We start from the raw sequence: 9,434 nt of genomic DNA, 5'->3' as shown, positions 1-9,434 counted from the left end.
GTGTTCTAACGCTGTTGCGATAAGCTCCTCTCTATGTGCGCATATTTGCGGACAGCCCAGGCTGTCCGCTTTTTTTTTGTGTGGGCAGCCTGGGCTGCCCATTTTTTATGCTGCTCATAGCGGTGCGCCAGTCGCGTATTCTGGTGGGTGGTGATCGACGTCAGCAGCGTCTGCTCGTCCAGTGCGTCTGGGTTAATTGACAATACCGGACAGACAGTTGGGGACGCTGGCGGGTTGAGTCCGCCAGCTGTTGTGCGTCATTTAGCGAAAGGTTGTGGTCTGCGAATGGGCTAACAAGCCGGGTCGAATGACCTGGCCTATTGCGGCAAACCCTACTGAATTTGAAGCAAGACCAAGCGGGATGAGTCCCTGGTCCTGCTGTTGCCCGAGCACCGCACGCACCTGGTTTGCGATGCTGGACAACAGAGGATGTGAACGGCAAACGACCTGACAAATACCCTGGGCTCCCTCGAGGTTGAAAAAGCCGTTTCTCTATTCAGGCTTTATGCCGGCTTGCCTGCGAGTGGGGCGTCCAGACGGCGAAGACAACGAGAGTCAGCGACGTCCTGCCCGTGTACTGACATCTACCCAAACCGCCAATACCAAGATGCTGCCCTTGACGATCATCTGCCAGTAGCTGTCGACGTCCAGCATCGACATTCCGTTATCCAGGCTGCTGATCACCAATGCTCCCATCAACGCACCATATACGGTGCCAGAGCCACCCCGCATGGACGTCCCGCCGATGAAGCATGCCGCGATGGCATCCAGCTCACCCATGTTGCCGGCGGAGGGTGAGCCGGCCGCGAGGCGGGCGGTGTTGACCAGGCCGGCGAGCGCACACATGACGCCCATGATGCCGAAGATCCACAGTTTGACCGCCTGCACATTGATGCCGGACAGGCGTGTGGCTTCCATGTTGCTGCCCACCGAATAGATGCGGCGGCCGAACACGGTCTGGCTGGTGACGTAACTGAACAGTCCCAGCAGGACCAGCAGGAGCAGCACTGGAACCGGAATGCCATCGTAGCTGTTGAGGGTGTAGACGAAACCGGCCAGCACCACGCCGATCAGTACCACACGTATGCTGTCGCGCAGCAGCGAGTGCATGGACAAACCATGCAGGGCGCGGTTGAGGCGTTGGCGCCAGGTGAGGAACAGGGCCAGGCCAAACAACAGCACGCCGAGAATTATCCCCGCCAGTTGTGGCAGGTAACCCTGACCCATGTAGACCAGCTGGCTCGATACCGGGGCAATGGTAGTGCCGCCGGTAATGCCCAGCAGCACCCCGCGAAACGCCAGCATACCGCCGAGGCCGACGATGAAGGAGGGGATGCGCAGGTAGGCGGTCATGTAGCCATTGCCCAGGCCGATCAACAATCCGCAGAGGGCGACGATCGCAAGGTTGAGCGGCAACGGCACGTGATAAACCACATCGAGAATCGCCGCGACCCCGCCCAGCAGGCCGAGCATCGAACCCACCGACAGGTCGATTTCGCCACTGATGATTACCAGCACCATGCCGCAGGCGAGAATCCCGGTGATCGACATCTGCCGTAGCAGGTTCGACAGGTTGCGTGGGGTTAGAAACCCGCCTTCGGTTTGCCAGCTGAAAAACAGCCAGATAATCATCACGGCAATCAGCAGGGCGAGCATTTTGTAGCGGGTGAACAACTGTTTAACCTGATTCATTTACGCAGATTTCCGATCGTTGTTGTCATGCCCGTTCGGCTGACTGAGCGCCGCAGCGAGCACGTGCTCCTGGGTCAATTCGTGGTTGATAAAGTTACCGCGCAGCTGGCCTTCACCAATCACCAGCACTCGGTCGGAAACGCCCAGCACTTCGGCCAGTTCCGACGACACCATGATGATCGCTACGCCTTCGGCCGCGAGCGCACCCATCAATTTGTAGATTTCATATTTGGCGCCGACATCGACGCCACGCGTGGGTTCATCGAGGATCAACACTCGGGGTTTGGTCAGCAGCATCTTGGCCAGCACGGCTTTCTGCTGGTTCCCGCCGGAGAGGCTGGTGATCGGCAAAAAGGGCGTCGCGGTTTTCAGTTGCATCCGGGCGATTTCCTGCTGGATGCTGCTGAGCTCGGCTTCGGCATCGATGCGGCTCATGCGGGAAAAACTGTCGAGTACTGCCAGGGTGATGTTCTGTCCCACCCCCAGGTCCGGGATGATGCCCTGACGTTTGCGATCTTCAGGGACCATGCACAAACCGGCCCTGATCGATTTCAGTGGGGTGCGGGTATCGATGGGTTTGCCGTCCAGCCAGACTTCGCCTTCATAGCGACCGGGATACGAGCCGAACAACGCCGACACCAGCTCCGTGCGCCCTGCGCCCACCAGTCCGGCGATGCCGAGGATTTCGCCGCGCTTCAACACGAAAGAAATGTCGTCCACACGCTTGCGGCCGGGGTTGTCGACGTCGTAGCAGGTAATGTGGCGTGCTTCGAACAGCACTTCGCCGATCTCGTGCGGTTCGCTGGGGTAGAGGTTGCTCATTTCCCGACCGACCATTTGGGTGATGATCTGCGCAATGTCCATATCGGCCATCGCGGTGGTCGCGATGTGTTTACCGTCGCGGATGACCGAGATGGTGTCGCAGACCGCCGCCACTTCGTCGAGCTTGTGCGAGATGTAGACGCAGGCAACGCCCTTGGCCTTCAGATCGCGGATGATGTCCAGCAACACCTCGATTTCCGAACGGGTCAGGGCCGAGGAGGGCTCGTCGAGGATCAGCAGGCGCGCCTTCTTGTTCAATGCCTTGGCGATTTCCACCAATTGCTGATAACCGCCGCCGTACTGCGACACAGGGAGGGAGACGTTCATGTCCGGCACCTTCAGCTCACGCATCAGTGCTTCGGCGCGGTGGATCATCGCCGGGTAATTCATGCGTCCACCCGGCAGTGTCAGTTCGTGGCCCATGAAGATGTTTTCGGCGACGGAAAGATCAGGGACCAGGGTCAGTTCCTGATGAATGATGACGATACCGGCGGCTTCGGTCTCTTTGATCGAATAGGCCTTGAGTGGCTGGCCACGCCAAAGAATGTCGCCCTCCCAAGTGTCGCAAGGATAGACCGCCGACAGCACCTTCATCAGGGTCGATTTACCGGCCCCGTTCTCTCCACACAAGCCCACGCACTCGCCCGGTTTGACCTTGATGTCGATGCCATTCAGCGCACGAACCCCGCCGAAGGCTTTGACGATGCCTCTCATTTCCAGCAGATAGTCAGACATTGAAAACTCTCGAACGAAAGCAAAGATTGGAAATCTTCTCGACGAACGCTTGCCTGCGACGACTGACTGTCAGCCGCCCAATATTGTCAGGCAAGCGTCGAAAACCTGGCGATTACTGCCCGGCAATCTGCGCTTTTGTATAGAACCCGTCGTCCTCAAGCACGTTGATGTTGTCTTTGGTCAAAGGCGTCGGTTTGAGCAGGATGCTGTCGACCTTTTTGGCGCCGTTGTCATATTGCGAGTTGTACGTAGGCTTCTCGTTGCGCGCCAATTGCACAGACAGTTTGGCGGCCTCCGAGGCCAACAGTTTCAATGGCTTGTAGACGGTCATGGTCTGGGTGCCAGCGATCACCCGTTTAATCGCCGCAAGGTCGGCATCCTGGCCGGAGACCGGTACCTTGCCGTCCAGCTTCTGCGCAGCGAGGGCCTGGATCGCCCCCCCGGCGGTGGCATCGTTGGACGCAACGATGCCGTCAATCTTGTTGTTATTGGCGGTCAAGGCGTTCTCGACAATGCTCAGCGCCTCGGTCGGGTTCCACTCTTTCACCCACTGTTGACCCACCACCTTTATGTCGCCTTTGTCGATCAAGGGTTGAAGCACTTCCATCTGGCCTTCACGCAAGATCTTGGCGTTGTTGTCAGTCGGCGCTCCGCCCAGCAAGAAGTAATTGCCCTTGGGTTGCGCCTTGACCACGCCTTCAGCCTGCATCTGGCCGACCTTCTTGTTATCGAAAGAGATGTAGGCGTCGATGTCGGCATTCAGGATCAGGCGGTCATAGGAAAGAACTTTGACCCCGGCCTTCTTGGCTTCGGAGACCGCATTGTTCAGCACCGTGGCGTTGAACGGTACGATGACAATCACGTCGACGCCGCGCGAAATCAGATTTTCGATCTGGGAAATCTGCCGCTGCTCGTTGGCATCGGCTGATTGCACGTAAACCTTGGCGCCCAATTGCTCGGCTGCGGCGGTGAAGTAGTCGCGGTCGCGGGACCAGCGCTCAAGGCGCAGATCATCGATCGAAAAGCCGATTTTCGGGTGTTGTGCGTCAGCCATGGCCGAGTTGCCGATCATGACCAGGAAGCTGGCGAGCAGGGCGGTTTTCAGGTTCTTCATAGGGTTATGTCCTTTTATTGTTGTTTAGATGCACATCGATACTGGAAACGTACTGCAATGGCGGACAAGAGAACCGGCGCGTACAGGCGAGCAGTCCGGTCTCGAGAGTCGCGGTCATGCGGTGCGACACAGGGAAACACTTTGGGGGAGAGGTTACTTGTGGAGCCGGTCGTAAAGCGCTGATGACTGAAGCAGTTGGTCGGTCCTGTGGCGAACCCGGACGACCGCGGGGAAGTAGGTCATCTGCAATTTCCTTGTTATTTGAGAGCGGCCCTGACTGACCTTGATAGTAACGCCGCCCCGGCGCTGACCGATTGCGAAAATCACCAAACACGGGTTCGATTTTGAGTATTGAGATTCCGCCTCCGCGCGCCTAGTCTGTGCCGACCGGCCTGGAGACAAAAACAATGAAAACCGTTCCGCCCAGCCACCGCATCGCCCTGTTGTTCAATGGAAACAAGATCTACGACCGCGGCATCATCAGCGGGATCGGCAACTATCTGAGCAGCACCCGGGCGTCCTGGGATTTGTTTCTGGAGGAGGACTTTCTCTGCCGGCTGAAAGGTATCGAGCGCTGGCAGGGCGACGGCATCATCGCCGACTTCGACGACCCGGTCATTGGTCAGGCGCTGGCGGGGATCAAGCTGCCGGTGGTGGCTGTGGGTGGGTCCTATGAGGATGAGCGCGCTTACCCGCGGCACATGCCTTATGTGGCCACCGACAATTTCGCTTTGATCAATCTGGCCTACAAACACCTGATCGACGCCGGCCTGACCCGTTTTGCCTGTTTCAGCCTGCCCGAAGCGCAGACCAATCGCTGGGCGCAGGAGCGCGAGAGTGCCTTCCGCCGTCTGCTACAGCGCGATGGCTTGCCCGCCGAAATTTATCGTGGCCTGGAAACCAGCGCACCGCTTTGGGACAGCGCCGTCGCGCAGCAGATCGCCTGGTTGCACAGCCTGCCTAAACCCATTGGCATCATCGCGGTCAGTGACGCGCGGGCCCGGCAACTGCTGCAAGCCTGCTTGACGGCGGGGATCGCGGTGCCGGAACAGGTGGCGTTGATTGGTATCGATAACGATCCGCTGACCCGCAGCCTGACCCGGGTGCCGCTCAGTTCGGTGATCCAGGGTACCGACAGCATGGGCCGTACCGCCGCACGTTTGCTGCACCAGATGCTGTGTGGCATGCCTTCGACCGGCACGCAGATCCTGGTGCCGCCGGAAGGGATCAATGTGCAGACTTCCAGCTTGCACCAACCTCTCGACGACCCGTATGTCATGCAGGCGCTGCACTTTATTCGGCAATACGCTTGCCAAGGCATCAAGACCGAGCAGGTGGCGAATTATGTGGGGGTGTCGCGGTCATCTCTTGAGTCGCACTTTCGTCGCAAGTTGGGGCGCAGCGTTCATGATGAAGTGCTGCGTTTCAAACTGGCCGCTGCCGCTGCCGGGTTGGAAAACACGACGTCCGGGATTGCCGAGATTGCCCAGGATTGCGGCTTCAAGTCGGCGCAATACCTGCACACGGTGTTCAAACGCGAATTTGGCTGCACGCCGCGTGAGTATCAGCAAGGCTATGTCGGGAGTTAAACCTGGGTAAATGTTGTGAGAAAGGCCTCGGGTACACGTATCGCCAGTGCTAAGAATTCCAATCCAACTGAAACCCATGGCAGGGTTTGCGGCCAGGGCCGGGGTTCCTGTCGGCCCTTGCCAAGGGCGGCTGCGCATTTTGATCATTAACTTGTCAGTTTCGGTCATTGAGTGACAGCGATGCGACTCTTAGTCTGTCCACCATGACTGACGGGAGCCGAAGAGCTCCTGCACTTTTTCCGTGATCGCTCGATGTGGAGTTACAAATGGCCGCCGCTCACTACCCGCACCTGTTGGCCCCGCTGGACCTGGGTTTTACCACGCTGCGCAACCGCACCCTGATGGGGTCGATGCACACCGGTCTTGAGGAGAAACCTGGCGGTTTCGAGCGTATGGCGGCGTACTTTGCCGAACGTGCGCGCGGCGGTGTTGGCCTGATGGTGACCGGCGGCATCGGCCCTAACGACGAGGGCGGGGTGTATTCCGGTGCGGCCAAGCTGACCACCGAGGAAGAAGCGCTCAAGCACCGGATCGTGACGCGCGCCGTGCACGAGGCGGGCGGGAAAATCTGCATGCAGATCCTCCACGCCGGGCGTTATGCCTACAGCCCGAAACAGGTCGCCCCGAGCGCCATCCAGGCGCCGATCAACCCGTTCAAGCCCAAAGAGCTGGACGAGGAAGGCATCGAAAAACAGATCAGCGATTTCGTGACCTGTTCGGTACTGGCGCAAACCGCCGAATACGACGGTGTCGAGATCATGGGCTCCGAAGGTTATTTCATTAACCAGTTCCTCGCTGCCCACACCAACCACCGCACCGACCGTTGGGGCGGCAGCTACGAAAACCGTATGCGCCTGCCGGTGGAAATCGTCCGTCGCGTGCGTGAAGCGGTGGGGCCGAACTTCATCATTATCTTCCGCCTGTCGATGCTCGACCTCGTGGAAGGCGGCAGCAGCTGGGAAGAAATCGTCACCCTGGCCAAGGCCATCGAACAGGCCGGTGCAACGATCATCAACACCGGCATCGGCTGGCACGAAGCGCGGATCCCGACCATCGCCACCAAAGTGCCGCGCGCGGCGTTCAGCAAAGTCACCGCCAAATTGCGTGGCTCGGTGAGCATTCCGCTGATCACTACCAACCGCATCAACACCCCGGAAGTGGCCGAGCAGATTCTGGCCGAAGGCGATGCCGACATGGTGTCGATGGCGCGGCCGTTTCTCGCCGACCCGGACTTCGTCAACAAGGCCGCTGAAGGGCGTGCCGATGAAATCAACACCTGCATCGGTTGCAACCAGGCGTGCCTGGACCACACCTTCGGCGGCAAGTTGACCAGTTGCCTGGTCAACCCGCGTGCTTGCCACGAAACCGAGCTCAACTACTTGCCGGTGCAGCAGATCAAGAAAATCGCCGTGGTCGGTGCCGGTCCTGCCGGGCTTTCCGCTGCGACGGTGGCCGCCGAGCGCGGGCATCAGGTGACGTTGTTTGATTCGGCCAGCGAAATCGGCGGTCAGTTCAACATCGCCAAGCGCGTGCCGGGCAAGGAAGAGTTCTTCGAAACCCTGCGCTATTTCAACCGTAAATTGCAGACCACCAACGTCGAGGTATGCCTGAACACCCGCGTCGACGTGGCTCGACTGGTCGAGGGCGGTTACGACGAGATTATTCTCGCCACCGGCATCGCGCCACGGACCCCGGCGATTCCCGGCGTGGAAAACGCCAAGGTGTTGAGCTACCTGGACGTGATCCTGGAGCGCAAACCGGTGGGCAAGCGTGTCGCGGTGATCGGCGCGGGCGGTATCGGTTTCGACGTGTCGGAATTTCTCGTGCACCAGGGCGTCGCCACCAGTCAGGACCGCGAAGCGTTCTGGAAGGAGTGGGGCATCGATACTCACCTTGAAGCGCGCGGTGGTGTGGCGGGCATCAAGGCTGAGCCGCATGCACCGGCGCGTGACGTGTTCCTGCTGCAACGCAAGAAATCCAAGGTCGGCGACGGCCTCGGTAAAACCACGGGCTGGATTCACCGCACGGGGCTCAAGAACAAGCAGGTGCAGATGCTCAACAGCGTCGAGTATTTGAAGATCGACGATGAAGGCCTGCACATCCGCATCGGCGAAACCGGCGAGCCGCAAGTGCTGCCGGTGGACAACATCGTGATCTGTGCCGGGCAGGATCCGCTGCGTGAATTGCAGGACGGGTTGGTCGCGGCCGGGCAGAGCGTGCATTTGATTGGTGGTGCGGACGTGGCAGCGGAGCTGGATGCCAAGCGGGCGATCAATCAGGGGTCGCGCCTCGCCGCCGAACTCTAAGGCCATGTCACATCCCTCGTAGCCGCTGTCGAGCCCCAGCGAGGCTGCGTTCGGCTGCGAAGCAGTCGTCAACCCATTCACCGCGGTTTATCTGGAACACCGCGGTGGTTGGTTTTACGACTGCTTCGCAGCCGAACGCAGCCTCGCTGGGGCTCGACAGCTGCTACGCTGCTGTCTTTTGACAGAATGCGTACCGCCAATGCTCCTCCCTCCCAGCGACTGGCTACCCCAAGCCCCCCTCGACCCCCTCCCTCTCGACTGGCTCACCGCCGCCGGCATCGAAGTCGCGATCCTGCGCCTGGAGAAAATCGACCCGCTAATCAGCGGCAACAAGTGGTTCAAGCTCATCGAACACCTCAACGCCGCCAACCTCGCCGGCGCCAACGGCATCATCAGCCTGGGCGGTGCTCACTCCAATCACCTGCACGCACTGGCCGCCGCCGGTAAACGCTTTGGTTTCACCACCGTGGGACTGCTGCGTGGCCATCCACAAGACACCCCGACGGTGAAGGACTTGCAGGCATTGGGCATGCAATTGCACTGGTTGGGCTACGGCGGCTACCGGGCGCGGCATGAACCGGGTTTCTGGCAGCCCTGGCAGGCGCAATACCCTGATCTGTATCCAGTGCCAGAAGGGGGCGGCGGTCTGCGTGGCGCGCGAGGGTGCATAACGTTGAAGGCAATGGTCGACGATCAATTGAATCGTTTGGGATGGAGCGACTTCGACGGCTGGTGGCTGGCGTGCGGAACCGGCACCACCCTGGCCGGCCTGGTGCTGGCCGAGGCGGGTGAACGCAGTGTGTATGGCGCGATGGCGGTGCCCGACGATCACGGCGTTGCGCAACAGGTCGAATCGATACTGCAAGAGGCCGGTGTGCCGCAGCGTAACTTCGAACTGCTGGACGCCAGCCGTGGCGGCTTTGCCAAAGTCGATCAGTCGTTACTCGACTTCATCGATCAAGCCGAACACGCCAGCGGTGTGCCTTTAGAGCCGCTGTACACCGGCAAGGCGTTGCTGATGCTCAAGGAGCAAGTCGAGGCAGGGCATTTTGAAAAGGGTACACGCTTGATCTTCATCCACACCGGCGGCTTGCAAGGCCGCCGGGGATTTCAGTAACCACCCCATCCTTGTCGCAGCAGGCTTCGCCAGCTGCTACAAGGATCGCGTTCAGCTGT

The 9,434-nt window shown here is 59.7% G+C and carries 6 protein-coding genes; 3 read left to right on the top strand and 3 right to left on the bottom strand.

What is annotated here, in order from left to right; translation table 11 throughout:
• Positions 1 to 555: 555 nt before the first annotated feature.
• From SB725_RS28675 to xylF, 3 genes are all read right to left on the bottom strand, one after another.
• The gene (locus SB725_RS28675; protein WP_027925024.1) at positions 556 to 1,692 is read right to left on the bottom strand and encodes a sugar ABC transporter permease; all 1,137 of its coding nucleotides are present in this window, start codon (positions 1,690 to 1,692) and stop codon (positions 556 to 558) included.
• Positions 1,693 to 3,249 carry a D-xylose ABC transporter ATP-binding protein gene (xylG, locus tag SB725_RS28670; protein WP_027925025.1) on the bottom strand — a complete coding sequence of 519 codons (1,557 nt, stop codon included), beginning with the start codon at positions 3,247 to 3,249 and terminating at the stop codon, positions 1,693 to 1,695.
• A gap of 112 nt (positions 3,250 to 3,361) precedes the next feature.
• Complete coding sequence (gene xylF / locus SB725_RS28665) at positions 3,362 to 4,363, bottom strand: D-xylose ABC transporter substrate-binding protein (RefSeq protein WP_027925026.1); 1,002 nt, start codon at positions 4,361 to 4,363, stop codon at positions 3,362 to 3,364.
• 407 nt (positions 4,364 to 4,770) lie between these two features.
• Here xylF and SB725_RS28660 point away from each other — a divergent pair, with 407 nt between their 5' ends.
• The 3 genes from SB725_RS28660 to SB725_RS28650 all read left to right on the top strand — a co-directional run bounded on the left by SB725_RS28660 (position 4,771) and on the right by SB725_RS28650 (position 9,375).
• On the top strand, positions 4,771 to 5,952 hold the full coding sequence (locus SB725_RS28660) for a XylR family transcriptional regulator (protein ID WP_027925027.1): 1,182 nt from the start codon (positions 4,771 to 4,773) through the stop codon (positions 5,950 to 5,952).
• A 266-nt stretch (positions 5,953 to 6,218) separates the two neighbouring features.
• Positions 6,219 to 8,258, top strand: coding sequence for an FAD-dependent oxidoreductase (locus SB725_RS28655; protein ID WP_410922924.1), 2,040 nt, complete (start codon positions 6,219 to 6,221; stop codon positions 8,256 to 8,258).
• Between the two features lie 199 nt (positions 8,259 to 8,457).
• Positions 8,458 to 9,375 (top strand): 1-aminocyclopropane-1-carboxylate deaminase/D-cysteine desulfhydrase, encoded by a 918-nt coding sequence (locus SB725_RS28650; protein ID WP_027925029.1) that lies wholly within the window; start codon positions 8,458 to 8,460, stop codon positions 9,373 to 9,375.
• The last annotated feature ends 59 nt before the right edge of the window (positions 9,376 to 9,434 follow it).

The organism is Pseudomonas sp. SIMBA_041 (assembly GCF_046535095.1).
Classification (GTDB): domain Bacteria; phylum Pseudomonadota; class Gammaproteobacteria; order Pseudomonadales; family Pseudomonadaceae; genus Aquipseudomonas; species Aquipseudomonas mucoides.
The sequence above is the reverse complement of the archived record's forward strand: the minus strand, read 5'-3'. Positions and strand labels throughout refer to the sequence as shown.